The following is a 23872-nucleotide window of genomic DNA, read 5'->3' as shown; positions in this document are numbered from 1 at the left end:
TCCCGGCCGGTCTAAGCTGACGCCCATGACGTGGTTGATCACAGGCGGGGCCGGTTACATCGGGGCACATGTGGCGAAGGCCATGACGGGTGCCGGGGAACGGGTCGTCGTCCTCGACGACATCTCGTCGGGCGTGGAGGCCCGGCTGCCCGCGGAGGTCACCCTGGTGCGGGGTTCGGCGTCGGACCGTGAGGTGCTCGACCGGGTGCTCACGGAGCACGCCGTGACGGGTGTGGTGCACCTCGCGGCGAAGAAGCAGGTCGGCGAGTCCGTGGAGAAGCCGCTGCTCTACTACCGGGAGAACGTGACCGGGCTCGCGGTGCTGCTGGAGGCCGTGGTCGCGGCCGGGGTGCGGCGCTTCCTCTTCTCCTCGTCGGCGGCGGTGTACGGCGTCCCGGACGTCGAGCTCATCACCGAGGAGACGCCCTGCGCGCCGATCAACCCCTACGGCGAGACCAAGCTCGCCGGGGAGTGGCTGGTGCGCGCGACGGGGCGGGCCCACGGCATCTCGACGGCCTGCCTGCGGTACTTCAACGTGGCGGGCGCCGCCGCGCCCGAGCTGGCCGACACGGGTGTGTACAACGTCGTACCGATGTTCTTCGACCGGCTGACGCGGGGCGAGGCCCCGCGGATCTTCGGTGACGCCTACCCGACCCCGGACGGCACCTGTGTCCGCGACTACATCCACGTCGCCGACCTGGCGGACGCCCACCTCGCGGTCGCCGGACACCTCGGCGGGAACCCGGGCGGCGGTGACCTCACCGTGAACATCGGCCGGGGCGAGGGCGTCTCGGTGCGCCGTCTCGCCGAGCTGGTCGGGGAGGTCACCGGCCTGCGCACGGAGCCCGTGGTGGAGCCGCCCAGGCCGGGGGACGCGGCCAGGGCGGTGGCGTCGGCCGGCCGGATGGCCGGGGAGCTGGGCTGGACGGCGCGGCGCGGCATGCGCGAGATGGTGGAGTCGGCCTGGGAGGGCTGGTGCCTGCACCACCCCGAGGCCCTCGCCGCGCGGTAGGCCCGCCCCCATCGACGACGCTCTGACCTGCGATCGTTTCCGCAGGTCAGAGCACATGACAACGGTGTTCAGTGCCGTGTTGCCCCCTACCCCTCCCCCGTAGTTCACTGGCCGCATCGGACGAGGTACGTCCGGGCTGTCCTGGGGACACGACGGGTTGCGGAGGCGTTCACATGGGGGCTGGCCACGATCACGGGCACGCGCACCAGGGACCGCCTCCGACGGGGACGGCCGCCGCCGCGTACCGGGGCCGGCTGCGGGTCGCCCTGGGCATCACGCTCGGCGTCATGGTCATGGAGATCGTCGGCGGGCTGCTCTCGGACTCGCTCGCACTGATCGCGGACGCGGCCCATATGGCGACCGACGCGCTCGGCCTCGGCATGGCCCTGCTGGCCATCCACTTCGCCAACCGGCCCGCCGGCCCCAACCGCACCTTCGGGTACGCCCGTGCCGAGATCCTCGCCGCGCTGGCCAACTGCCTGCTGCTGCTCGGCGTCGGCGGTTATCTGGTCTTCGAGGCCGTGGACCGCTTCATCACCCCGGCGGAGACGCGGGGCGGCCTGACCATCGCGTTCGCCGCCGTCGGCCTCGTCGCCAACGTCGTCTCCCTCTCCCTGCTGATGCGCGGGCAGCGCGACAGCCTCAACGTGCGCGGCGCCTACCTGGAGGTCGTGGCGGACACGCTCGGCTCGGTGACCGTGCTGGTGTCCGCGGGCATCATCATGGCCACCGGCTGGCAGGCGGCCGACCCCATCGCGTCGCTGCTGATCGGCCTCATGATCGTCCCCCGTACGGTCAAGCTGCTGCGGGAGACGCTGGACGTGCTGCTGGAGTCGGCGCCCAAGGGGGTCGACATGGACGAGGTGCGCGCCCACATCACGGCCCTGCCCGGTGTGCTGGGCGTCCACGACCTGCACGCCTGGACGATCACCTCGGGCATGCCCGTCCTCTCGGCCCACGTGGTCGTGCACCAGGAGATGCTGGACTCGGTCGGGCACGAGAAGCTCCTGCACGATCTTCAGGGCTGCCTCGGCCACCACTTCGACGTCGAGCACTGCACCTTCCAGCTGGAGCCCAGCGGGCACGCGGAGCACGAGGCACGGCTCTGCCACTGAGGCACCGCGCGCCTGCTCGACACGTCACTCGTCCCGGTAGCCGGGCGCCCGGGGCACCGCGCGGCCTTCCGCTTCGCACCGGCGCCCGGTCGGGCGAGCGGGCCGGGGCCCGGTGTTCCCGGCGTGGCGACGACCGCGCTGGTCCCCGGCGGTTCCGTTCCGGTACCGGGGGGCATGATCCACTGACCGGCCGGTCTCCGGCGCCAGGCACCGTGTCCGCCCCGCCACTCCCCCACAACGGGGCGGGACGGACATGCCAGCACCCGAAGTGCGGACAAGCGGCTTTTGTACGGCAGACTTGTCCGCACTCGAGGGGTCCGGCGCACGAGGCCGGGAACCAAAGCGAAGGATGGGTATGCCGACCACACCAGCCACCGCGGCGAACAGCTCGTCGAACGGCACAGCAGACGCGATCATGCTCGAACTGGTCGACGAGAACGGCACCACCATCGGCACCGCGGAGAAGCTCGCCGCTCACCAGGCCCCCGGCCAGCTGCACCGCGCCTTCTCCGTCTTCCTCTTCGACGAGCAGGGACGGCTGCTGCTCCAGCGCCGCGCGCTCGGCAAGTACCACTCCCCCGGCGTGTGGTCGAACACCTGCTGCGGCCACCCGTACCCGGGCGAGGCGCCTTTCGCGGCGGCCGCCCGGCGCACGTACGAGGAGCTGGGGGTCTCGCCCTCGCTGCTCGCCGCGGCGGGCACCGTGCGCTACAACCACCCCGATCCGGAGTCGGGCCTGGTGGAGCAGGAGTTCAACCACCTCTTCGTCGGCATGGTGCAGGAACGTCTGCGGCCCGACGAGGAGGAGGTCGGCGAGACGGCCTTCGTGACCGCCGCCGAGCTGGCGGAGCGGCATGCCGCCGCCCCGTTCTCGGCGTGGTTCATGACCGTGCTGGACGCCGCGCGGCCCGCGGTCAGGGAGCTGACGGGACCGTCCGCGGGCTGGTAGGGACCGTACGTCCCGCAGGGGCGGTCAGAGCTGCGTCTTGAGGGGCAGCGCCGCCCAGATGATCTTGCCGCCGCCGGCGGTGTGCTCGACCTCGCAGGTGCCGCCCGCCTCGGCGGTGATCTCACGCACCAGGAGCAGGCCACGGCCGCCCGTCTGCGCGTGGTCGGTGACGAGCGCCGTCGGGCGGTAGGGGTGGTTGTCCTCGACGGACACCCGGATCCACTCCGCCCCGATGGCCACCTCGACCGCCAGCTCGGGCGAGAGCAGCGCCGCGTGCCGGACCGCGTTGGTGACCAGCTCCGACACGATGAGCAGCAGCCCCTGGAGCACGCCGTCCTCGACGGGCGCGCCCTGGCGGCCGATCAGGTCCCGTACCGCATGCCGGGCCTGCGGCACCGAGACGTCGGCCGCGGGGGCGGTGAAGCGCCACACCCCCTCGTACGGCATGGGATGGGCCGGAACGCTCCCACGGCTCTCCATGGACCGCCACCCGCTCTCGACTCGGACGTCTCTGACCCTTGGTTGACGAGTGTCGGGAGGAGCGCGGTCCGGACCCTACGACTGACCACAAGTGGTCACTTTCAGAAGCAATTTGACCGTTCGGAGTATGACGGCGTCAGGTGATGGACTATTTCTCGCCGCCTTCGCACGTCATCCGGTCCGTCACCAGACCGACGCCCCCCCCCTCGCCCGCTCATGGGTTCGGGCCGTACGGATAGCATCCGGCGCATGGATCTCGGGGAGCGGGCGGCGGGGGCGGAGCCAGGGCTGGAGCACGCGGTGGTGGACGGGGTGGCCACCGTCGTCATCAGCCACCCCGCCAAGCGCAACGCGATGACCGCGGACATGTGGCGGGCGCTGCCCGTGCTGCTGGAGGAGCTGGCCGCCGACCCCGGTGTGCGGGTCCTCGTGCTCACCGGCGCCGGTGACACGTTCTGCGCCGGGGCGGACATCTCCTCCCTCCGGGACCCGGCCGGGCGTCCCCAGGCGCTCGCCGTCCGGGCCGAGGAGGCCCTGGCGGCGTTCCCCCGCCCGACGCTGGCCGCCGTGCGCGGGTACTGCGTGGGCGGCGGCAGCCAGCTCGCGGCCGCCTGTGACCTGCGGTTCGCCGAGGAGGGGGCGTCCTTCGGTGTCACCCCGGCCAAGCTCGGGATCGTCTACCCCTCGTCGTCGACGCGCCGCCTGGTCGCGCTCGTCGGCCCGGCCACGGCGAAGTTCCTGCTCTTCTCCGGCGAACTGATCGGGACACCGAGGGCGTTGCGCACGGGGCTGGTGGACGAGGTCCTTCCGGTGGGCGCGCTGGACGGACGCGTGCGTGCGTTCACCCGCATCCTCGCCTCGCGTTCGCAGCTGACCCAGGCGGCGGCGAAGGAGTTCGCCGACGGCCGCGAGGACCGGGACGCGTACTGGTCGGAGCGGGCCCGCGGCAGCGGCGAGACCGCCGAAGGGGTCGCCGCCTTCCTGGAGCGCCGCGCTCCCGTCTTCACCTGGACGACGGGGAGCGCGGACGGGGCGGTTCCTACCCCTGGATGAACCGGCTGTTGGCACGCCACTCCTCGACCATGGCCGCCGGGGCCTTCTCGGGCGATCCGTTGTCGTAGGGCGGCCGGGGGTCGTACTCGGTCAGGAGCTGGACGGTCCGGGCGTACTCGTCACCCGCGATCCGGCCCAGCAGCGTGAGGCCCATGTCGATGCCGGCGGAGACCCCGGCGGCGGTGACGTACTTGCCGTCCAGGACCACCCGCTCGCCGGTCGGCTCGGCCCCGAAGGCCTTGAGCGCGTCGAGCGCCAGCCAGTGCGAGGTGGCGCGCCGGCCGCTGAGCAGTCCGGCGGCGCCGAGCAGCAGGGATCCGGTGCACACCGAGGTGGTCCAGGTGCTGGTGGTGTCCGCCGTCCGCAGCCAGCCGAGCAGCGCCTCGTTCTCCATCTGGCCGCTCTGCCCGGGTCCTCCCGGCACGATCACCACGTCGGGGGCGGGCACGTCACGGAGCGCGCGGTCGGCGACGAGCGAGAGGCTGCCGCTGTCGTTGCGCACGGCCCCGGGCTCCTCGGCGACCAGCACGGTCTCGGCACCGGGAGCCCGGCTGAGCATCTCGTACGGGCCCACGGCGTCGAGGGCGGTGAAGCGGTCGAAGAGCACGATGGCGATCTGCATGAGGGACCTTTCGTCTGCCGGTGGTCGGTCGGGGTGGGCGTGCTCCGGGAGGGGCAGGGGTCAGCCGCTCCGGGGCTGGAACCGGCGCCGGTACTCGGCGGGCGCCGTCCCGAGGGCCCTGACGAAGGCGCGGCGCATCGCCTCCGGCGTGCCGTAGCCGCTGGCGCGGGAGATGCCGGCGACACCGTCGCTCGTGTCCTCCAGCATCCGGCGCGCCTGTTCGAGGCGTACGCGTTCCACGTACCGGCCCGGGGTCAGGCCGGTCTCGGCCTGGAAGGCGCGGGCGAAGTGACGGGGCGAGAGCCGGGCGCGGGCCGCGAGCGCCTCCACCGACAGATCGGCGTCCGGATGCTCGGTGATCCAGTGCTGGACCTCGCGGAGGGGCTCACGGACGGCGGTCTGCGCGGTGAGCTGGGCACTGAACTGGCCCTGGTTCCCCGGGCGTCGGAGGAACACGACGAGCCGGCGGGCGACGGCGAGCGCGACGTCCCGGCCGTGTTCCTCCTCGACCAGGGCGAGCGCGAGGTCGATCCCGGCGGTGACACCGGCCGAGGTGGCCAGGCGTCCGTCGCGTACGAAGATCGGGTCCGGGTCCACGCGCACTGCCGGATAGGTCCGGGCGAGCGTCTCGCACACGGACCAGTGGGTGGTGACACGGTGGCCGTCGAGCTGGCCCGCCGCGGCGAGGAGCAGGGCACCGGTGCAGACCGAGACCAGTTGCCGGGCCGTGGGGGCGTGCGTGCGGAGCCATGCGACCAGCTCCGGGTCGGGTGTCCTGGTGCCCGCGCCGCCGGGCACGAGCAGCAGATCCGGCACGGGGGCGTCGGCGAGGGTCCCGTCGGGGACGAGCGTGAGTCCGCTGGAACAGCGCACCGGCGCCCCGTCCAGCGAGGCGGTGCGCAGGTCGTAGGAGACCCCGGGGAAACGGGAGGCTCCGGCGAAGACCTCCACCGGGCCGCTCACGTCGAGGCTCTGCACGCCCTCGAAGAGGACGACGAGCACGGATCGCTGTTTCATGTCCGTCATCCTGGGCGGACGGGCCGATGGCCGCAATGACGAGTTCCCCACCTTTCCTGCCATGCCGGGCCGTGGGCCGTCGGTGTCCGCCCCGGGTCTACCTCACGTACCAACCAGTCGGTAACGTGCGGGCATGAGTACTCTTCCGCCCCGTGCCGGGCGCCGCTGCCACAACGCGCTCAACCCGCTGCACTCCTCCGTCTACTTCTCGCCCGACCTCGGCGAGGAGTTCAGGGGGCTCGGTGTCGACGACGACGGCCGTGTCTACTTCGCCGCGCGGGCCGCGGCACTGGGCGCCGTCGGGGCGGGCACGGTCACCGCGGCCTTCTACAACTTCGACCACCGGCTGGTGGCCCGCCACCTGCCCGCCGTCTGGTCGGACATCACCCCGGCGGAGGCGCTCGACGCCCGCCTGCGGGCCGCCGACTCGACGCTGCGCCGGGTGCTGGGCGAGGAGGCCCTCGCGTCCCCGGAGATGGCGGAGGCGGCCGGGCTGGCCCTGCGGGCCACCGAGGCGTGCACCCGCCACGCCCGCCCGCTGTACGCCGCGCACGCGGACCTGGAGGCGCCGGAGCAGCCGCACCTGGCGTACTGGCACGCCGCCACGCTGCTGCGCGAGCACCGCGGCGACGGACATCTGGCCGCCCTCCTCACGGCAGGCCTCGACCCGCTCGAGGCTCTGGTCAGCCACACCGCCACCGGCAAGGGCATGGCGCCGCGCTGGATCCTCGCCACCCGGGGCTGGCGACGCGCGGACTGGGACGCGGCGGTGGAACGGCTGCGCGGCCGGGGCGTGCTGGACGCCGAGGGCGAGCTGACCGACGCGGGCACCGCGCTCCGGGCGGATCTGGAGGAGGCGACGGACCGGATGGACGCCGCGCCGTACGAGCACCTGGGCGCCGACGGTGTGGCCCGGCTGACCGACCTGAGCCGCGGGTTCCTGTTCGCGGCCGCCTCCGCCGGCGCGTTCCCGCCGGACCTGGTGGGCAAGGGCTGATCCCGGCCCCGTGGACGCGGGGCGGCCCCGGCACCGCACACGTCCACGAGGGCGGGCAACGGCCACGCGACGGACGCACCCGACGGAGGAGGCACACCGTGTTCCGTGCGGTCGCCGGCGTGGCCGCCCTGCCCTCGCGGCTCCTGGCCGGCCCCTTCGACGGCGCGCCGCGCGGCGGCGGGACCGGGCGCGCGTGAGGGCCGCCTGCGGCAGGACGGCGGGGCCGTGACCGACCGGGTCACGCGACACGGCCCCCGGCCACCCGGCACAATGCAGGCGAAGGGGCCCACCCGGATGTGGACCACCCCAGTGGCACAGCCAGCACAGCCAGTACGAGAAGGCGAGTCGGGAAAACCGTGACGACGTCCATCGAAGGCAGGATCGCCGAGGAGCTCGGCGTACGTGAGCGTCAGGTGAAGGCGGCCGTCGACTTGCTCGACGGCGGGTCGACCGTGCCGTTCATCGCGCGCTACCGCAAGGAAGCGACCGAGATGCTCGACGACGCGCAGCTGCGCACGCTCGAGGAGAGGCTGCGATATCTCCGGGAACTCGAGGACCGCCGTTCGGCGGTCCTCGACTCCGTGCGTGAACAGGGCAAGCTCGACGACGCCCTGGAGGCGCGGATCCGGGCGGCCGACACCAAGGCACGGCTGGAGGACATCTACCTGCCGTTCAAGCCGAAGCGCAGGACGAAGGCACAGATCGCACGCGAGGCGGGCCTGGAGCCCCTGGCCGACGGGCTGCTCGGCGACCCGTCCGTGGACCCGCTGGTGGCCGCCGCCGCGTTCGTCGACGTCGGCAAGGGCGTGGCGGACCCCGCGGCGGCGCTGGAAGGCGCCCGGGCCGTCCTGGCCGAGCGCTTCTCGGAGGACGCCGACCTGACCGGCGAACTGCGCGAACGCATGTGGTCGCGCGGCAGGGTCGTCGCGAAGGTGCGCGACGGCAAGGAGGAGGCGGGCGCGAAGTTCGCCGACTACTTCGACTTCGCCGAGCCGTTCACGGCGCTGCCCTCGCACCGGGTCCTCGCGATGCTCCGGGGTGAGAAGGAGGACGTGCTCGACCTGGTCCTGGAGCCGGAGGAGCCCTCGGAGCAGCCGGGCCCCTCCTCGTACGAGAACATGGTCGCCCGCAGGTTCGGCGTCGCGGACCGGGGGCGGCCCGGGGACAAGTGGCTCGCCGACACGGTCCGCTGGGCCTGGCGGACCCGGATCCTCGTGCACCTCGGGATCGACCTGCGGCTCCGGCTGCGTACGGCGGCGGAGGACGAGGCCGTGCGCGTCTTCGCGTCCAACCTGCGGGACCTGCTGCTCGCCGCGCCCGCGGGGACGCGGGCGACCCTGGGGCTGGACCCCGGTTTCCGTACGGGTGTGAAGGTGGCCGTCGTGGACGCGACGGGCAAGGTCGTCGCGACGGACGTCATCCACCCGCACGTCCCGGCGAACAAGTGGGACCAGTCGCTCGCCACGCTGGAGCGCCTCGCGAAGGAGCACCGGGTCGACCTGATCGCGATCGGGAACGGCACCGCGTCCCGGGAGACGGACAAGCTCGCGGGCGAACTGTGCGACAGGCACCCCGAGCTGAAGCTCACCAAGGTGATGGTGTCGGAGGCGGGCGCCTCCGTGTACTCGGCGTCGGCGTTCGCCTCGCAGGAACTCCCCGACATGGACGTCTCGTTGCGCGGCGCCGTCTCGATCGCGCGCCGGCTCCAGGACCCGCTGGCCGAGCTGGTGAAGATCGACCCGAAGTCGATCGGGGTCGGCCAGTACCAGCACGACCTGTCCGAGGTGAAGCTGTCGCGGTCGCTGGACGCGGTGGTCGAGGACTGTGTGAACGGGGTCGGCGTCGACGTCAACACCGCGTCGGCACCGCTGCTTTCGCGGGTGTCGGGCATCGGGTCCGGGCTGGCCGAGAACATCGTGGCGCACCGCGACACGAACGGCCCGTTCCGCTCCCGCCGGGCGCTGAAGGACGTGGCACGGCTGGGGCCGAAGGCGTACGAGCAGTGCGCGGGCTTCCTGCGGATCCGGGACGGCGACGACCCTCTGGACGCGTCCAGCGTGCACCCCGAGGCGTACCCCGTGGTGCGCACGATGGTGAAGCGGACCGGTGGTGACGTCGCCTCGCTGATCGGCGACAGGGAGACCCTGCGTTCGCTGCGGCCGGACGACTTCGTGGACCGGAAGTTCGGTCTGCCGACGGTCACGGACATCCTCAGGGAACTGGAGAAGCCGGGACGCGACCCACGCCCCGCCTTCCGGACCGCCACGTTCAAGGAGGGCGTCGAGAAGCTCGGCGACCTGGTGCCCGGGATGGTGCTGGAGGGCGTCGTCACGAACGTCGCGGCCTTCGGCGCCTTCGTGGACGTCGGCGTCCACCAGGACGGTCTGGTCCATGTGTCGGCGATGTCGCGGACGTTCGTCAAGGACCCGAGGGACGTCGTGAAGCCGGGCGACATCGTGAAGGTGAAGGTCATGGACGTCGACCTGCCGCGCAAGCGGGTCTCGCTGACCCTGCGGCTCGACGACGAGGCCGCGGGTCAGGGCGGCGGTCAGGGACCCAAGCGCGAGCGGAACGCCCAGGGCGGCGGCGAGCGGCCGCCCCGGCAGCGGCAGGGGCAGGCGCAGGACGGCCGCCAGCCGGGCGCCGGCCAGCGCCGTGACCGGCGCGGGGGCGGCGGGAGCGCACCCCGGCCCGCGGCGGCCCCGGCCAACAGCGCCATGGCGGACGCGCTGCGGCGGGCGGGTCTGACGGGCGGCTCCGACCAGGGCGGGCGCAAGCGCTGAGAGTCGGGCGGGCGGGGCCGTGGCCCCGTCCGCCCGTGGTCGTACCCCGGCCATGACGGGCGGTGGCGCCGTCACGGGGAACGCGGTGCCGCCGTGACTCCACGCCCCGCGGCGGCCGCGCGTGTGCCCGTCCCGGTCTCCGGGGGCGGGCAGGTGCTCCCGGAGACGGGGGCCCGGGTCAGCCGGACTCGGTGATCCTGCCGTCGCGGACCTCGACCCGGCGGGTCGTACGGACCGCCTCCAGCATCCGCCGGTCGTGCGTGACCAGCAGCAGCGTCCCGGTGTACGCCTCCAGGGCGGACTCCAGCTGTTCGATCGCCGGCAGGTCCAGGTGGTTCGTCGGCTCGTCCAGGACCAGCAGGTTGACCCCCCTGCCCTGGAGGAGGGCGAGACCGGCGCGGGTGCGTTCGCCGGGCGAGAGGGTCGTCACGGGGCGCAGCACGTGCGCGGCGCGCAGGCCGAACTTCGCGAGCAGGGTGCGCACCTCGGCGGGCTCGGTGTCGGGCACGGCGGCGCAGAACGCGTCCAGCAGGGTGCCCGTGCCGTGGAAGAGCCTGCGGGCCTGGTCGACCTCGCCGACCACGACACCCGGGCCGAGCGAGGCGTGGCCCGTGTCGAGCGGCAGCCGTCCGAGCAGCGCGGCGAGCAGCGTGGACTTGCCCGCCCCGTTGGCTCCGGTGATGGCGACCCGGTCCGCCCAGTCGATCTGCAGGTTCGCCGGGCCGAAGGAGAACCCGCCGCGGGCGACGGCGGCGTCGCGCAGGGTCGCCACGACGGAGCCGGAGCGCGGCGCGGAGGCGATCTCCATCCGCAGCTCCCACTCCTTGCGCGGCTCCTCGACGACGTCGAGGCGCTCGATCATGCGCTGGGTCTGCTTGGCCTTCGCGGCCTGCTTCTCGCTGGCCTCGCTGCGGAACTTGCGGCCGATCTTGTCGTTGTCGGTGGCCTTGCGACGGGCGTTCTTGACGCCCTTGTCCATCCAGCCGCGCTGCATCTGGGCGCGGCCCTCGAGGGCGGAGCGCTTGTCGGCGTACTCCTCGAACTCCTCGCGGGCGTGGGTACGCGCGCGTTCGCGCTCCTCCAGGTAGGAGGCGTAGCCGCCGCCGTAGAGGTTGATCTGCTGCTGGGCGAGGTCGAGTTCGAGCACCTTGGTGACCGTGCGCATCAGGAACTCGCGGTCGTGGCTGATGACGACGGTGCCGGCGCGCAGTCCCGACACGAAGCGCTCCAGGCGTTCGAGGCCGTCGAGGTCGAGGTCGTTGGTGGGTTCGTCGAGCAGGAACACGTCGTAGCGCGACAGCAGGAGCGAGGCGAGTCCGGCGCGGGCCGCCTGGCCGCCCGAGAGGGCGGTCATGGGCAGGTCGAGGCCGATGGTGAGGCCGAGGTCGGCGGCGGTCTCCTCGGCGCGTTCGTCCAGGTCGGCGCCGCCGAGGGCGAGCCAGCGCTCCAGGGTCTCGGAGTACGCGTCGTCCGCGCCGGGCGCACCGTCCACGAGGGCCTGGGTCGCGGCGTCCATGGCGGCCTGGGCCTCCGCGACCCCGGTGCGGCGGGCGAGGAACTCCCGTACGGACTCACCCGCGCGGCGCTCGGGCTCCTGCGGGAGGTGGCCGACGGTGGCGGTGGGCGGGGAGAGCCGCAGCTCACCCTCCTCGGGCCGGTCGAGTCCGGCGAGCAGGCGCAGCAGTGAGGATTTGCCCGCGCCGTTGGCTCCGACGAGACCGATCACGTCGCCGGGCGCGACCACGAGGTCGAGTCCCGCGAAGAGTGTGCGGTCGCCGTGTCCGGCGGCGAGTTCCTTGGCGACGAGAGTGGCAGTCATCAGGGTGACGATCCTAACGAACCGGAAAGGCCTGGGCTGCCGCCGGACCGGGGTGGGAGCATGGCCGCTCGGGCCCCCGGTTCGCGCGGGGCGGTGTGGTGACAGGGGTGAGCACGGTGGCGGACGTGATCGTGGTGGGTGGCGGGATCAGCGGGCTGACCACGGCGCTGCTGCTGGCGGAGCGCGGGCTGCGGGTGCGCGTCTGGTCCCGGGACCCGGCAGGGGCGACGACCTCCGCCGTGGCCGGGGCGCTGTGGTGGCCCTACCGGATCGAGCCGGAGGAGCAGGTGGGCGCGTGGTCCCTGGAGACCCTGCGGGTGTACGAGGAGCTGGCGGCCGATCCCTCGGCGACCGGCGTGCGCCTGGTGACCGGGGTGCACGGGGGTGAGCGGCTGGCCGCGCTGGGGCCGTGGGCCCGTGAGCTGCGGACGGCGTCCGAGGTGGCGGAGGGGCTGCGGGTGACCCTTCCGCTGATCGACATGCCGGCCCACCTGCGCTGGCTGGAGGGCCGGCTGGCCGCCGCGGGGGGCGTGGTCGAGCGGCGTACGGTGCGCGGCTTCGCGGAGGCGGCGGCCGAGGCGCGGGTGGTCGTCAACTGCACCGGGCTGGGCGCCCGTGAGCTGGTCCCGGACCCGCTGGTGCGGCCGGTGAGGGGGCAGCTGGTCGTGGTGGAGAACCCCGGGATCGAGGAGTGGTTCACCCGGGCGGATCCGGCCGCCAGCGCGACGACGTACCTCTTTCCGCAGCCGTTCGGGCTGGTGCTGGGCGGGACCGCGGAGGTGGACGATCCGCGGGCGGAGCCCGACGACCGGACGGCGCGGGAGATCGTGGCGCGGTGCGCCCGGGTACGGCCGGAGATCGCGGGGGCCCGGATCATCGCCCACCGGGTGGGCCTGCGGCCGGCCAGGGACGCCGGGGTGCGCATCGAGGCGGAGGATCTGCCGGGCGGGGGTCTGCTGGTGCACAACTACGGGCACGGGGGCGCGGGGGTGACGGTGGCCCGGGGCTGCGCGCGGGCGGCCGCCCGGCTCGTGGGCTGAGCGGCGGTCCGGTCAGGCCGGCGTGTCGGGGCGGGGGCGTTCGTCGGTGGTGACCTCCGCCGTGCCGGGTCCGATCCGGATCTCGAAGTCCCCGTCGTACTTGGCGTGCCCCTCGATGACCGCGGATTCGACGGCCTCCACCCCGAACTCCCTGCGGACGATCAGCGGATCGTGCCGCAGGTCCCTCATCAGGGACACGCACATGCCGATCATGACGAGGGTGAACGGCGCGGCCACCAGGATGGTCAGGTTCTGGAGACCGGCGAGCGCGTCCCCCTCGCCGTTGCCGATGAGCAGCATGACCGCGGCCACCGCGCCGGTGACCACGCCCCAGAAGATCACGACCCACCTGGCGGGTTCGAGGACGCCCTTCTGGGAGAGGGTGCCCATCACGATCGACGCCGCGTCGGCGCCCGAGACGAAGAAGATGCCGACCAGGACCATCACCAGGATGCTCATGAAGGTGGCGATCGGGAACTGCTGGAGGACTCCGAAGAGCTGGGCCTCCTGGGTGGCGCCGACCCCCTTGAGCTGCCCCGTCTCCTCCAGCCTGATCGCCGACCCGCCGAAGACCGCGAACCAGATCAGGCTGACGGTGCTGGGCACCAGGATCACCCCGCCGACGAACTGGCGGATCGTCCGGCCCCGGCTGATCCTCGCGATGAACATGCCGACGAAGGGCGTCCACGAGATCCACCACGCCCAGTAGAAGACCGTCCAGCCGGCCAGCCACTCGGCGACCTCGCCCTTTCCGGTGGCCTCGGTCCGCCCGGCGAGCTGGGCGAGGTCGCCGAAGTAGGCGGCGATGGAGGTGGGCAGCAGGTCCAGGATGATGACGGTGGGGCCGACGACGAAGACGAACACCACCAGGACCAGGGCGAGCACCATGTTGATGTTGGACAGCCACTGGATGCCCTTCTCGACGCCGGACACGGCGGAGGCGACGAAGGCGACCGTCAGCACGGCGATGATCGCGACGAGCAGTCCGGTGCCGGTCTTCTCCATCCAGTCGAGCTCCTGGAACCCGCTGCCGATCTGGAGCGCGCCGAGCCCGAGCGAGGCCGCGGAGCCGAACAGGGTGGCGAAGATGGCGAGGATGTCGATGACACGCCCCACGGGCCCGTGGGCGCGCCTCTCGCCGATGAGCGGGACGAAGACCGAGCTGATCGTCTGCCTCCGGTGCCGGCGGTAGGCGCTGTAGGCGATGGCGAGTCCGACGACCGCGTAGATCGCCCAGGGGTGCAGGGTCCAGTGGAAGAGGGTCGTGGCCATCGCCGTCTGCATCGCCTCGGCGGCGTCCGCGGGGTGGGTCCCGGGCGGCGGATGGACGAAGTGGGCCAGCGGTTCGCTCACCCCGTAGAACATCAGGCCGATCCCCATGCCCGCGCTGAACATCATCGCGACCCAGGAGATCGTCCGGAACTCGGGTTCCTCCCCCTCCTGCCCGAGCGAGATCTTCCCGTACCGGCTGATCGCGAGCCAGAGGGCGAAGACCACGAAGCCGGAGGCCGCCAGCATGAAGGCCCAACCGCCGTTGTGGATGAGTCCGTTGAGCAGGCTGCTGGAGATGTTCTCCAGTGAGCCGGTGGCCGTGGAGCCCCAGACCACGAAGGCGACCGTCAGCACCGCCGTGACGCCGAAGACCACCCGGTCGGTCGTGGGGCGCCGGCCGTGCTGGGGCTCGGCGGGCGGTTCGGCCGTGACCGGGAGGTGGTCCCCCCGCCCGCCCGGGCCCTGCTCGTCGTATGACACAGATGGCACCTTTCCCGCAGTGCGAAAATTCGCTCTCCGTAGGCAGTACCACACGGGGTGTGCATCTCAGGGGACCAACAAGCTGTTCCGCCTTGACCTCTTCTGTGACGGTATGTCGCCCGATCGCGGTGCGATCACCTGCCCGGCCTTCCCGGCCGGGCGACTAGGCTGACGGCGTTCGTGCCGAACCCGCCAGTTCCAGCCGCTCCCAGCCGGGACGCGCGTGTACGAGGAGCGACCCTTGCCCGACCCGACCCCCGATCCGCAACGTGACGCCCGCCCCACCCTGGAGGCCGTGGCGGCCCGCGCGGGTGTGTCCAGGGCGACGGCGTCCCGCGTCGTCAACGGCGGCGCGGGCGTACGGCAGCCCCTGGTGGACCAGGTGCGCAGGGCGGTCGACGAGCTGGGCTACATCCCCAACCACGCGGCGCGGACCCTGGTCACCCGGCGCAACGGCGCGGTCGCCGTGATCATCGACGAGCCCGAGTTCCGGGTCTTCTCCGACCCGTTCTTCTCCCGCCAGATCCGCGGGATCAGCCGCGAGCTCAACGCCCACGACGCGCAGCTGGTGCTGCTGCTGGTGGAGGGCAGCGGCGACTTCGACCGGGTCACCCGCTACCTGGCCGGCGGCCATGTGGACGGCGTGCTCGCCTTCTCCCTGCACACCGACGACGAACTGCCCGCGATCATCAGGCGGTTCCGGGTCCCCACGGTGTACGGGGGCCGCCCGGAACGCCCGGTGGAGGGCGGGGACGCGCCCCAGGTGCCGTACGTCGACTGCGACAACCGGGGCGGCGCCCGCGAGGCCGTACGCCACCTGGTCTCGCTCGGCCGCCGCCGCATCGCGCACCTCGCCGGACCCCGGGACCAGACATCGGCGCTCGACCGGATCGACGGGTACCACGACGTGCTGCCGGACGCGGGGAGCGAACTCGTGGCGGACGGCGACTTCACGGTGGAGGGCGGCGCCAGGGCCATGGCGGAGCTGCTGGACGCGCACCCGGACCTCGACGCCGTGTTCGTGTCCAACGACCTGATGGCGTCGGGCGCCCTGCGGGTGCTGCGCGAGCGGGGCGTACGGGTTCCCGAGGACGTGGCCGTGGTCGGGTTCGACGACATGACCTCGGTGGCGGAGGCCACCGAGCCGCCGCTGACGACGGTCCGCCAGGACGTCGAGGGCATGGGGCGGCTCATGGTGAGGCTGCTGATGGAGCGCCTGGACAGCGGCACGGGCACCTGGCCGGAGTCCGTGGTCACCCCGACCGAACTGGTCCGCAGGGCCTCCGCCTGAGGCGCCCGCCGGTCACCCGGGGCCCGATCCCGCACGGCGGGTCACGGCGGACCGGCGGGATCACTCCGGCCTGTGCCGCTCCCGCCGTCCGCCGGCCCGCCACTCGGCCCGCGCCGACCTGGCGCGCGGCAGATAGCGCAGCCGCTCCGGGAGCAGCGGCACGATCCGCCGTACGACGGCGCCGAAACGCCGCAGCCGCCGCTCCTGCTCCGGGGTCCATTCGAGCCCGATGGCCTCGCGGGCGTCCGGCGGCATGAGCCCGGTCGTCAGGAAGCGGCGGAACCGGGCGAGCGGCGGGAGCAGCACCGGCCACAGCGCCCTCAGGAGCAGCCGCAGGACGAGGGGTCCGCGGTCGGGGGGCGGTACGGGAACGTCCGTGGCGACGAGTTCGCGTACGACGACGGTGGCCTCCACCTCCTCGGCCAGCATCCTGCGGTAGTACGGCCAGAACTCCTCGATCGTCTGCGGCATGTCGCGGTCGTGGATGCCGAGGACCCGGCCGACCTGGAGCCATTCCCGGTACAGGGCGCGTTCCTGCGCGCCGGTCAGCGGGCGGACCAGGTAGCGCGTCGCGTGCCGGTAGACGGGGAAGCCGGTGGCGTGCACCCACGCGTAGTTCGCGGGTGCGAGCGCGTGGTAGGGCCGGCCCCGGGTGTCGGTCCCCCGGATCGCCCGGTGCAGCTCCCTGAGCCTGCGCCCCTCCTCCGCCGCCTCCTCTCCCCCGTACACCCAGAGCTGGAGCGAGCTCAGGGACCGCTCGCCGCGGCCCCAGGGGTCGGTACGGAAGACCGAGTACGCGTCGACGCCCGCGCCGACGGCCGGGCGGGCGACCTGGAGGGTGAGGGCGGCGGGCAGCATCAGCAGCCCTCGGATGTCACCCGCGAGGCTCCACAGGACGCCGCCCGGCGGGGGCGGCGACGGGTCTCCCGCGCTGGTCATGGGGATGCTCCCGGCGGTCGGCGGCGCGCGGACCGGTGCCCGGCCCCTGTCACCTCCAGTATGCGATCCCGAGCGCGCCGGCGCCGCCCGCCGGAGCGGCAATGGACTCCTGCGCGAATCCGTGTCAGCAGTGTCGGCACAGCCGTTGACGCACCCCATGAAACAAGTCAATAGTATTTGTAACTTTGACTCTCCACGGCATGAGGAACCGTCACATGCCGTCCCGGGCAAGCCGGTCGTCACTCAACAGGAGGGGTTGCTGACCATGGGCCGCTACAGCCGACTGCACCAGATCCGCCGGATGGATCCCGCCCGCGACTGCGCCGAGATTCTCCGGCTGATGTCCCAGTACGAGTTCCCTTGGGACTACCGGCAGGGCATCAGCGTCGCCTTCCTGCGCGACTACGGCGTGCCGAGGATCTCCGTACTGCTGGACCGCACGCAGGAGTTCGAGCGCAACGGCCAGAAGCGCTACGACGACACCGTCCTGTTCGGCTACGAGATGGCCGCCGACGGCTTCGACTCGGAGCGCGCCCGGGCGGCGGCCCGCCACCTCAACCGGATCCACGGCAGGTACCGCATCCCGAACGAGGACTACCTCTATGTCCTGGCGACCACGGTCGTCGGCCCCAAGCGCTGGATCGACCGGTTCGGGTGGCGTCCCCTGTGCGCACAGGAGGAGGGCGCGCTGGCGGAGGTGGGGCGGCGGATGGCGGCCATGATGGGCATCGAGGGTGCGCCCGGCACCTACCGGGAGTTCGAGGAACTGCTCGACTCCTACGAGGGCCGGATGTTCGCCTACGACCCGGCGAACCGCCGGGTCGCCAACGCGACCTTCCGCGTCATGGCCGCCTGGTATCCGGCGCCCTTACGCCCCCTGGTGGCCAGGTTCTCGCTCGCCCTGCTGGACGAACCGCTGCTGCGGGCCCTGGGCTTCCCTGCGCAGCCACGGTGGGTGCGGGCCTCGGCCGCGCGCCTGGTCCGCGCCCGGTCGCGCGGCGTACGGCTGCTGCCGCCCCGGCCCCGGTGGCTGCCCTCCCGCCCCCGGCCGCGCAGCTATCCTTTCGGGTACCGGCTCGACGACCTCGGCCCGCACTGGGCCAGGAACCGCCCGCTGGAGCCCCTGCCCACGGAGACGGCGTGACGGCGGGGACGGCGCTCCCGTCAGGGACGCTCAGGCGGCGCTGAGCAGCGGCACCAGGTAGCGGCGGGCGAAGGCCCGCACCTGCTCGTCGTCGTCCAGCTCGAAGCAGCTCACCGGGTTGAGGAGGAAGGAGACGGTGATCCGCACCATCAGTTCGGCGACGGGTGTCGGGTCCGTCTCCGGCAGCCCTTCGGCGCGCTGGGCGTGGCGGAGCCGGTCGGCCAGGTAGGCGCGCATCGCGAGGAAGGCGGGCCCGCTCTCCACCGTGAGGAAGGGGAGCATGATCTCCGGCTCCAGCCTCAGCAGACCGCCCACCAGAGGATGTTCGCGGAAGTGCTTGAGGACGGCGACGAATCCGGCGACCAGCCGGTCCTCCGTGGTGGGCAGCGCGGCCACGGCCTCGTCCACGTCCACCACGAACCTGCGGTACTCACGCAGCAGACAGGCGGAGACCAGGCTGTCCTTGTTGCCGATCCGCCGGTACACGGTGACACGGGAGACCTTGGCCCGCTTGGCCACGTCGTCGACGGTCGAGCGGCGCAGCCCGAAGGTCATGAACTGCTCGCGTGCCGCGTCCAGGATCTGTTCGTCCAGCGCGTCGTAGGCCGGTGCCTCGGCGAGCGCGCCGGCCAGCAGCGCCTCGTTGGTGCCCGGTGCGGCCATCAGGTCTCCAAGTCCGTCGGCACCACTCAACCATACAGAGCGTGCGACACTGCTACCCGATCCGGCTCTTTGTAACTCCCCTCCCGTGCCTCCCTGTCCGGGCCCCGCGCCGGCGGCCTCACCCGTGGTCGTACACCGTGACGTCGAGGCCGCGCTTCACCAGCCGTTCGGTGAGGAGCGGTTCGACCCTCGGCCAGGTGCCGCCCGCCAGGCCGCACCCGATCCTCGGCATGTGCACCGACGCGCCCAGCTCGGCGGCCCGCACCGCCACCTTCCGCAGCCCCTCGTCGATCGCCTCGTAGCGCACCGGCACCCCCTTGCTGCCGGTGCGCATCCCGCGCTGGCCGACCACGTTCGCCACCCAGACGTACGGCTCCACCTGGACGAACTGCGCCGCTCCCAGCCCGAAGTCGTTGCCGGAGCGCTCGCGGTGCCAGCGCCGGTAGGCGGCTTCGGGAGCGGCCCAGCGGCGGGAGACGGCGAGGACGAATCCCTTGCCCCAGCCGCCCAGGTCGTTGCAGACGTGCACGATCAGCTTGACGCCCTTGCCCTGCGGCGCGGTGGCGTCCCCGCGCACATACGTGATCCCTGGCATGCGTCCACCGTACGGGCCGCCACCGACAACGCCCCCGGGGGCGGGCGGCGGGGCGCTCCGCCGGCCGTCACTCAGCGAGGGGGCGGGCCGGCCCCCGCAGGAGCAGGAGGCGCGGCCGAAGTCGTCCTGCCCGGCGCGCACGTGGCCGGTCGTCGGGACCCGGACGTCGCCGGGGCCGGTCCAGGCACCGAGCGCGCCCCACAGGTCGTACGCCGCGTAGGCGAAGTACTCCTCGTCGGCCGGGAACCGGTGGACGTACGTAGGCGCCGTCACCGCCGGCCCGGTCCGGTGGGATCGCCGACGGGTACGGCCGCCCCCGGGCTCTTTCACCACAATGGTGCGACAGCAATACTGTTGCACTTGATCGACCGAGGCCCGGCAGGACGGGCCCGTCCGCGACGAGGAGCAGCGATGGCGACCGGGACAGACGAGCCGACGCTGACCGTCGACGAACTGGCGGCGCGGGCGGGGGTGACCGTGCGCACCGTGCGCTTCTACAGCACCCGGGGCCTGTTGCCGCCGCCGGTGATCGGTCCCCGGCGCGTCGGGCACTACGGGCCCGACCACCTCTCCCGGCTGGCCCTCATCGAGGAACTCCAGCACCAGGGCATGACGCTGGCCGCCATCGAGCGCTACCTCCAGCAGCTGCCGCCGGACCTGAGCGCGCAGGACCTGGCGATCCACCGCGCCCTGGTGGCGTCCTGGTCGCCCGAAACGGCCGAGGACATGGGGCGCGCCGAGCTGGAGCGGCGGGCGGGACGGGCGCTCGACGGACAGGACGTCGACCGGCTGGCGGCCATGGGCGTGCTGGAGCACCCCGCGACGCCCGGGGGGCCCTTCCTCGTCGACCCGGCCCTGCTGCGGCTCGGGGTGGAGCTGCTGGACGTGCCGATCGCGCACGGGACGATCCTCGCCGCGCGCACGGTCCTGCTGGAGCACACCCGCTCCGCCGCGAAGGAGCTGACCCGGCTGTTCCGGGACGAGGTGTGGGACCCCTACCGGGAGCGGGAGTCGGACCCGGAACACGTGAGGGCGATGAAGTCGCTCTCGGCCCACATGCAGCCGATGGTGCTCCAGGCGCTGCTGACGGCCTTCCAGAGGTCGCTGAAGGAGGAGCTGCGGGCCGCGTTCACCGCGGGTGAGGAGCGGTGAGCGCGGCCCGCGCGCGACCTCGTCAGTCGTGGAAGGTCTCGCCGTTCGCCGCCTTCTCCAGCAGCAGGGGCGACGGCAGGAAGCGGTCGCCGTAGCGCTCGGCGAGCTGCCGGGCGCGTGCCACGAAGCCCGGCAGACCGCCCTCGTACCCGTTGATGTACTGGAGCACGCCGCCGGTCCAGGCGGGGAAGCCGATGCCCATGATGGAGCCGATGTTCGCGTCGGCGACGGTCATGAGGACGTTCTCCTCCAGGCAGCGGACGCTGTCCAGTGCCTCGGAGAAGAGCATCCGCTCCTTCATGTCCTCGAAGGGCACGTCGGTGCCGGGCTCCGTGAAGTGCTCGCGCAGCCCCGGCCAGAGCGCGCCGCGGCTGCCGTCCTCGCCGTACTCGTAGAAGCCCGCTCCCCCGCTGCGGCCCGGCCGTCCGAACTCGTCGACCATGCGGTCGATGACCGCGTCCGCGGGATGCGTGGCCCAGGTGCCGCCCGCCTCCTCGACGGCGCGCCGGGTCTCGTTCCGGATCTTGCGGGGCAGGGTGAGGGTCAGCTCGTCCATGAGGGAGAGCACCTTGGCCGGGTAGCCGGCCTGCGCCGCCGCCTGCTCGACGGAGGCGGGTTCGACGCCCTCGCCGACCATGGCGACGCCCTCGTTGATGAAGTGGCCGATGACCCGTGAGGTGAAGAAGCCCCGCGAGTCGTTCACGACGATCGGGGTCTTCCCGATGCGGCGCACCAGGTCGAAGGCGCGTGCCAGTGCCTCGTCCCCGGTCTTCCCGCCCTTGATGATCTCGACGAGCGGCATCTTGTCGACGGGCGAGAAGAAGTGCAGCCCGATGAAGTCCGCCGGCCTGGCGACGCCTTCGGCGAGGACCGTGATGGGCAGCGTCGAGGTGTTGGAACAGAGCAGCGCGTCGGGGTCGACGACGTCCTGGATCTCCTGGAACACCGTGTGCTTGAGCGCGGTGTCCTCGAAGACCGCCTCGATCACCGCGTCGCAGCCCGCGAGGTCGGCCGGGTCACCGGTCGGGGTGATACGGGCCAGCAGCTCGTCCCGCTTCGCCTCGGTCGTACGGCCCCGGGAGAGCGCCTTGGCGAGGAGCTTCTCGCTGTACGCCTTGCCCCGGGCGGCCGCCTCGGCGGAGACGTCCTTCAGGACGACGTCGAGGCCGGCGCGGGCGCAGGAGTAGGCGATGCCCGCTCCCATCATCCCGGCGCCGAGGACGGCCACCTTGCGGACCTGGCGCTGTTCGACGCCCGCCGGGCGGCTGGCACCGGAGTTGACGGCCTGAAAGTCGAAGAAGAACGCCTGGATCATGTTCTTCGCGACCTGGCCGGTGACCAGCTCGGTGAAGTAGCGCGCCTCGATGGTCTGCGCGGTCTCGAAGTCGACCTGCGCCCCCTCGACCGCCGCGGCCATGATGTTGCGGGGCGCGGGCATGGGAGCGCCCGCGAGCTGCTTCTTCAGGTTGGCGGGGAACGCGGGCAGGTTCGCCGCGAACTTCGGGTTCGACGGGGTGCCGCCGGGGATCCGGTACCCCTTGGCGTCCCACGGCTGCTGCGACTCGGGGTGGGCGTCGATGAAGGCGCGGGCCCGGTCGAGCATCTCCTGGCGGGTGGCGGCGACCTCGTGGACCAGGCCGTTCTCCAGGGCACGGCGCGGGGTGTACTGGGTGCCCTGGAGGAGGAGCTTCAGCAGGGCGTCCGCGATGCCCATCAGCCGCACGGTCCGGGTGACCCCGCCGCCCGCGGGCAGCAGGCCGAGCGTGACTTCGGGCAGGCCGATGCGGGACCCGGGGGCGTCCAGGGCGACCCGGTGGTGGGCCGCGAGCGCGATCTCGTAACCGCCGCCGAGGGCCGCGCCGTTGATGGCGGCGACGACGGGTTTGCCGAGGGTCTCGATGGTGCGCAGCGCCTTCTTGACCGCGGTCCCGGCGTCGAACGCCTCCTGGGCGTTCCCGGGACCGATCCTGATCATGTCCTTCAGGTCACCGCCCGCGAAGAAGGTCTTCTTGGCGGAGGTGTAGATGATGCCCCGGATGGAGTCCTTCTCGGCCACGGCGCGCTCGGCGACGGCCGCGATGGACTCCCTGAAGCCCTGGTTCATCGTGTTGGCGGACTGGTCGGGGTCGTCGAGCACGAGGGTGACGACGCCGGTCTCGTCCTGTTCCCAGCGGATGGTCTCGGTCATTGCTTTTTCTTCTCCGTAGGCAGAGGGGCCGGGGACGGTCAGAGACGCTCGATGACGGTGGCGACGCCCATGCCGCCGCCGACGCAGAGCGTGACGAGGCCGTAGCGCTTGTCCTGACGCTCCAGTTCGTCGACGAGGGTGCCGAGGATCATCGCGCCGGTCGCGCCCAGCGGGTGGCCGAGCGCGATGGCACCGCCGTTCACGTTGACCTTGTCGAGGGACAGGCCCATGTCCCGGACGAAGCGCAGGACGACCCCCGCGAAGGCCTCGTTGATCTCGACGAGGTCGATGTCGTCGATGGTGAGTCCCGCCTTGGCCAGCGCCTTGCGGGTGGCGGGGGCGGGCCCGGTGAGCATGATGGTCGGCTCGGAGCCGGACACGGCGGCGGAGACGATACGGGCGCGCGGGGTGAGTCCGTAGCGCTCGCCCGTCTCCCTGGAGCCGATCGCGACGAGGGCCGCGCCGTCGACGATCCCGGAGGAGTTGCCCGCGTGGTGGACGTGGTCGATCTTCTCGACCCAGTGGTACTTCTGGAGGGCGACGGCGTCGAAGCCGCCCATCTCGCCGATCGTGGCGAAGGACGGCTTGAGCGAGGCGAGCGAGTCGGCGGTGGTACCGGGGCGCATGTGCTCGTCGTGGCCGAGGACGAGCAGGCCGTTGCGGTCCTTGACGGGAACGACGGAGCGCGCGAAGCGCTCCTCCTTCCAGGCGATGGCCGCGCGTTCCTGGGAGAGCGCGGCGTATTCGTCGACGTCCCGGCGCGAGAAGCCCTCCACGGTGGCGATGAGGTCGGCGCCGATGCCCTGCGGGGCGAAGCCGGTCTCGAAGCTGGTCATCGGGTCCATGGCCCAGGCACCGCCGTCCGAGCCCATCGGCACCCGGGACATCGACTCGACGCCACCGGCCAGGACGAGGTCCTCCCAGCCCGAACGGACCTTGGCGGCGGCCAGGTTGACCGCTTCCAGACCGGAGGCGCAGAAGCGGTTCTCCTGTACGCCCGCGACGGATTCCGGCAGTCCCGCGGCGATGGCGGCGATGCGGGCGATGTCGGAGCCCTGGTCGCCGAGCGGGCTGACGACACCGAGGACGATGTCGTCGATGGCCGCCGGGTCCAGGCCGGGGAAGCGGTCACGGATCTCGTGGATGAGGCCGACGACGAGGTCGATCGGCTTCGTGCCGTGCAGGGCGCCGTTGGCCTTGCCTCGACCGCGCGGTGTGCGGATCGCGTCGTAGACGAATGCTTCGGTACTCAAGGCGGCTG

The 23872-nt window shown here is 72.6% G+C and carries 20 protein-coding genes; 10 read left to right on the top strand and 10 right to left on the bottom strand.

Going from position 1 to position 23872, the window contains the following annotated elements; all coding sequences use genetic code 11:
• The first annotated feature begins 25 nt into the window (after positions 1–25).
• The 3 genes from galE (at position 26) to idi (ending at position 3076) form a co-directional block, all read left to right on the top strand.
• Positions 26–1012, top strand: coding sequence for a UDP-glucose 4-epimerase GalE (gene galE / locus ACFVS9_RS24970; protein WP_383114310.1), 987 nt, complete (start codon positions 26–28; stop codon positions 1010–1012).
• 173 nt (positions 1013–1185) lie between these two features.
• Positions 1186–2127, top strand: a complete 942-nt coding sequence (locus ACFVS9_RS24965; protein ID WP_383114309.1) for a cation diffusion facilitator family transporter — start codon at positions 1186–1188, stop codon at positions 2125–2127.
• A 355-nt stretch (positions 2128–2482) separates the two neighbouring features.
• Entirely contained in the window at positions 2483–3076 is a 594-nt protein-coding gene (gene idi, locus ACFVS9_RS24960; RefSeq protein WP_383114308.1) for an isopentenyl-diphosphate Delta-isomerase, read from the top strand.
• A gap of 24 nt (positions 3077–3100) precedes the next feature.
• Here idi and ACFVS9_RS24955 read toward each other — a convergent pair whose 3' ends face one another.
• Positions 3101–3556, bottom strand: coding sequence for an ATP-binding protein (locus ACFVS9_RS24955; protein WP_383114307.1), 456 nt, complete (start codon positions 3554–3556; stop codon positions 3101–3103).
• A 249-nt stretch (positions 3557–3805) separates the two neighbouring features.
• Between ACFVS9_RS24955 and ACFVS9_RS24950 the strand changes: the two genes are divergently transcribed.
• A complete protein-coding gene (locus ACFVS9_RS24950; RefSeq protein ID WP_389935568.1) occupies positions 3806–4609 on the top strand; it encodes an enoyl-CoA hydratase/isomerase family protein in 804 nt (267 codons plus the stop codon).
• Here ACFVS9_RS24950 and ACFVS9_RS24945 read toward each other — a convergent pair.
• Positions 4596–5231: a DJ-1/PfpI family protein gene (locus tag ACFVS9_RS24945; protein WP_383114305.1), complete on the bottom strand. Its 636-nt coding sequence runs from the start codon at positions 5229–5231 to the stop codon at positions 4596–4598. The genes ACFVS9_RS24950 and ACFVS9_RS24945 overlap by 14 nt on opposite strands.
• Before the next feature lie 60 nt (positions 5232–5291).
• Positions 5292–6248 (bottom strand): GlxA family transcriptional regulator, encoded by a 957-nt coding sequence (locus tag ACFVS9_RS24940; protein ID WP_383114304.1) that lies wholly within the window; start codon positions 6246–6248, stop codon positions 5292–5294.
• Between the two features lie 133 nt (positions 6249–6381).
• On the opposite strand from ACFVS9_RS24940, the gene ACFVS9_RS24935 reads away from it, so the two are divergent.
• Complete coding sequence (locus ACFVS9_RS24935; protein ID WP_389935564.1) at positions 6382–7245, top strand: hypothetical protein; 864 nt, start codon at positions 6382–6384, stop codon at positions 7243–7245.
• A gap of 356 nt (positions 7246–7601) precedes the next feature.
• Positions 7602–10028, top strand: coding sequence for a Tex family protein (locus ACFVS9_RS24930; RefSeq protein WP_389935562.1), 2427 nt, complete (start codon positions 7602–7604; stop codon positions 10026–10028).
• A 178-nt stretch (positions 10029–10206) separates the two neighbouring features.
• On the opposite strand, the gene ACFVS9_RS24925 is transcribed toward ACFVS9_RS24930, so the two are convergent.
• The gene (locus ACFVS9_RS24925) at positions 10207–11847 is read right to left on the bottom strand and encodes an ABC-F family ATP-binding cassette domain-containing protein (RefSeq protein ID WP_389935559.1); all 1641 of its coding nucleotides are present in this window, start codon (positions 11845–11847) and stop codon (positions 10207–10209) included.
• Between the two features lie 107 nt (positions 11848–11954).
• Between ACFVS9_RS24925 and ACFVS9_RS24920 the strand changes: the two genes are divergently transcribed.
• Positions 11955–12887 carry an FAD-dependent oxidoreductase gene (locus ACFVS9_RS24920; protein WP_389935556.1) on the top strand — a complete coding sequence of 311 codons (933 nt, stop codon included), beginning with the start codon at positions 11955–11957 and terminating at the stop codon, positions 12885–12887.
• 12 nt (positions 12888–12899) lie between these two features.
• Here the strand turns inward: ACFVS9_RS24920 and ACFVS9_RS24915 are convergent, their stop codons facing one another.
• Positions 12900–14639 (bottom strand): BCCT family transporter, encoded by a 1740-nt coding sequence (locus ACFVS9_RS24915; RefSeq protein ID WP_383114299.1) that lies wholly within the window; start codon positions 14637–14639, stop codon positions 12900–12902.
• 241 nt (positions 14640–14880) lie between these two features.
• Between ACFVS9_RS24915 and ACFVS9_RS24910 the strand changes: the two genes are divergently transcribed.
• Positions 14881–15930, top strand: a complete 1050-nt coding sequence (locus ACFVS9_RS24910) for a LacI family DNA-binding transcriptional regulator (protein WP_383114298.1) — start codon at positions 14881–14883, stop codon at positions 15928–15930.
• Positions 15931–15990: 60 nt separating this feature from the next.
• Here ACFVS9_RS24910 and ACFVS9_RS24905 read toward each other — a convergent pair whose 3' ends face one another.
• Positions 15991–16869 carry an oxygenase MpaB family protein gene (locus ACFVS9_RS24905; RefSeq protein ID WP_383114297.1) on the bottom strand — a complete coding sequence of 293 codons (879 nt, stop codon included), beginning with the start codon at positions 16867–16869 and terminating at the stop codon, positions 15991–15993.
• Positions 16870–17134: 265 nt separating this feature from the next.
• On the opposite strand from ACFVS9_RS24905, the gene ACFVS9_RS24900 reads away from it, so the two are divergent.
• Positions 17135–18013 (top strand): oxygenase MpaB family protein, encoded by an 879-nt coding sequence (locus ACFVS9_RS24900; RefSeq protein ID WP_389935552.1) that lies wholly within the window; start codon positions 17135–17137, stop codon positions 18011–18013.
• Between the two features lie 30 nt (positions 18014–18043).
• Here ACFVS9_RS24900 and ACFVS9_RS24895 read toward each other — a convergent pair whose 3' ends face one another.
• Both ACFVS9_RS24895 and ACFVS9_RS24890 read right to left on the bottom strand, forming a co-directional pair.
• Entirely contained in the window at positions 18044–18676 is a 633-nt protein-coding gene (locus tag ACFVS9_RS24895; protein ID WP_383114295.1) for a TetR/AcrR family transcriptional regulator, read from the bottom strand.
• Positions 18677–18794: 118 nt separating this feature from the next.
• Positions 18795–19271 (bottom strand): macro domain-containing protein, encoded by a 477-nt coding sequence (locus tag ACFVS9_RS24890; RefSeq protein WP_383114294.1) that lies wholly within the window; start codon positions 19269–19271, stop codon positions 18795–18797.
• A gap of 411 nt (positions 19272–19682) precedes the next feature.
• On the opposite strand from ACFVS9_RS24890, the gene ACFVS9_RS24885 reads away from it, so the two are divergent.
• Positions 19683–20423, top strand: coding sequence for a MerR family transcriptional regulator (locus ACFVS9_RS24885; RefSeq protein ID WP_383114293.1), 741 nt, complete (start codon positions 19683–19685; stop codon positions 20421–20423).
• Between the two features lie 22 nt (positions 20424–20445).
• On the opposite strand, the gene ACFVS9_RS24880 is transcribed toward ACFVS9_RS24885, so the two are convergent.
• Together ACFVS9_RS24880 and ACFVS9_RS24875 are read right to left on the bottom strand one after the other, a co-directional pair.
• Positions 20446–22611, bottom strand: coding sequence for a 3-hydroxyacyl-CoA dehydrogenase NAD-binding domain-containing protein (locus tag ACFVS9_RS24880; protein WP_389935549.1), 2166 nt, complete (start codon positions 22609–22611; stop codon positions 20446–20448).
• Between the two features lie 38 nt (positions 22612–22649).
• Entirely contained in the window at positions 22650–23864 is a 1215-nt protein-coding gene (locus ACFVS9_RS24875; RefSeq protein ID WP_389935546.1) for an acetyl-CoA C-acetyltransferase, read from the bottom strand.
• Positions 23865–23872: the final 8 nt, after the last annotated feature.

Origin of the sequence: Streptomyces sp. NPDC058008 (genome assembly GCF_042886395.1) — a bacterium.
Classification (GTDB): domain Bacteria; phylum Actinomycetota; class Actinomycetes; order Streptomycetales; family Streptomycetaceae; genus Streptomyces.
This window is presented reverse-complemented; position numbering and strand designations above follow the sequence as displayed.

What these genes read in the sequence shown, in the direction of transcription:
- galE (WP_383114310.1), top strand. Translation starts at nt 26, where the DNA reads ATGACGTGGTTGATCACAGGCGGGGCCGGTTACATCGGGGCACATGTG.
- ACFVS9_RS24965 (WP_383114309.1), top strand. Translation starts at nt 1,186, where the DNA reads ATGGGGGCTGGCCACGATCACGGGCACGCGCACCAGGGACCGCCTCCG.
- idi (WP_383114308.1), top strand. Translation starts at nt 2,483, where the DNA reads ATGCCGACCACACCAGCCACCGCGGCGAACAGCTCGTCGAACGGCACA.
- ACFVS9_RS24955 (WP_383114307.1), bottom strand. Translation starts at nt 3,556, where the DNA reads ATGGAGAGCCGTGGGAGCGTTCCGGCCCATCCCATGCCGTACGAGGGG.
- ACFVS9_RS24950 (WP_389935568.1), top strand. Translation starts at nt 3,806, where the DNA reads ATGGATCTCGGGGAGCGGGCGGCGGGGGCGGAGCCAGGGCTGGAGCAC.
- ACFVS9_RS24945 (WP_383114305.1), bottom strand. Translation starts at nt 5,231, where the DNA reads ATGCAGATCGCCATCGTGCTCTTCGACCGCTTCACCGCCCTCGACGCC.
- ACFVS9_RS24940 (WP_383114304.1), bottom strand. Translation starts at nt 6,248, where the DNA reads ATGAAACAGCGATCCGTGCTCGTCGTCCTCTTCGAGGGCGTGCAGAGC.
- ACFVS9_RS24935 (WP_389935564.1), top strand. Translation starts at nt 6,382, where the DNA reads ATGAGTACTCTTCCGCCCCGTGCCGGGCGCCGCTGCCACAACGCGCTC.
- ACFVS9_RS24925 (WP_389935559.1), bottom strand. Translation starts at nt 11,847, where the DNA reads ATGACTGCCACTCTCGTCGCCAAGGAACTCGCCGCCGGACACGGCGAC.
- ACFVS9_RS24905 (WP_383114297.1), bottom strand. Translation starts at nt 16,869, where the DNA reads ATGACCAGCGCGGGAGACCCGTCGCCGCCCCCGCCGGGCGGCGTCCTG.
- ACFVS9_RS24900 (WP_389935552.1), top strand. Translation starts at nt 17,135, where the DNA reads ATGGGCCGCTACAGCCGACTGCACCAGATCCGCCGGATGGATCCCGCC.
- ACFVS9_RS24895 (WP_383114295.1), bottom strand. Translation starts at nt 18,676, where the DNA reads ATGGCCGCACCGGGCACCAACGAGGCGCTGCTGGCCGGCGCGCTCGCC.
- ACFVS9_RS24890 (WP_383114294.1), bottom strand. Translation starts at nt 19,271, where the DNA reads ATGCCAGGGATCACGTATGTGCGCGGGGACGCCACCGCGCCGCAGGGC.
- ACFVS9_RS24885 (WP_383114293.1), top strand. Translation starts at nt 19,683, where the DNA reads ATGGCGACCGGGACAGACGAGCCGACGCTGACCGTCGACGAACTGGCG.
- ACFVS9_RS24880 (WP_389935549.1), bottom strand. Translation starts at nt 22,611, where the DNA reads ATGACCGAGACCATCCGCTGGGAACAGGACGAGACCGGCGTCGTCACC.